The organism is Streptomyces sp. AC627_RSS907 (assembly GCF_019049165.1).
In genome coordinates, this window is sequence record NZ_JAGMUE010000778.1 from 1 (window position 1) to 866 (window position 866).

Annotated in this window: 1 protein-coding gene; it reads left to right on the forward strand. The window is 64.2% G+C overall.

What is annotated here, in order from left to right; genetic code table 11:
* Nucleotides 1-866 (forward strand): DUF475 domain-containing protein (locus tag KUM32_RS38600; RefSeq protein ID WP_217146464.1); only part of this gene is annotated, 866 nt, incomplete at both ends.

The following is an 866-nucleotide window of genomic DNA, read 5'->3' on the forward strand; positions in this document are numbered from 1 at the left end:
GGGCTGGGAGGCCTTCGCGATCGTCGCGATCCTCTCCGTCCTGGAGATCTCACTCTCCTTCGACAACGCGGTCGTCAACGCCGGCGTGCTGAAGAAGATGAACGCCTTCTGGCAGAAGATCTTCCTGAGCGTCGGCATCATCATCGCCGTGTTCGGTATGCGACTGGTCTTCCCCGTCGTCATCGTCGCCGTCACCGCCCAGATGGGGCCCATCGAGGCCGTCAGACTGGCGATGAACGACGCCGACAAGTACGAGCAGCTCGTGACGGACGCGCATCCGGCCATCGCCTCCTTCGGCGGCATGTTCCTGCTCATGATCTTCCTCGACTTCATCTTCGACGACCATGAGCACAAGTGGATCGGGTGGCTGGAGCGCCCGCTGTCGCGGCTCGGCAAGATCGACGGCTTCTCGGTGTGCGTGGCCCTCATCGTGCTGCTGACCGCTGCCACCACCTGGGCCGAATCGGCCGCGCAACACGGCGGCGGACACGTGGACAAGGCGGCGACGGTGATGCTGTCCGGCATCGCCGGCCTGATCACGTATCTGATCGTCGGCGGACTCTCCGGACACTTCGAGAACAAGCTCGAAGAAGAGGAGGAGCGCGAGCACGAGGCGGAGGAGGAGGCCAAGAAGGCGGGCAAGGAGCCCACCATGATCGGCCTCGCCGGCAAGGCCGCGTTCTTCATGTTCCTCTACCTCGAGGTGCTGGACGCGTCCTTCTCGTTCGACGGCGTGATCGGCGCCTTCGCGGTCACCAACCACATCTTCTGGATGGCGCTCGGCCTCGGCATCGGTGCCATGTACGTCCGGTCGCTCACGGTCTACCTCGTTCGCGAGGGCACCCTGGACGACTACGTCTACCTGG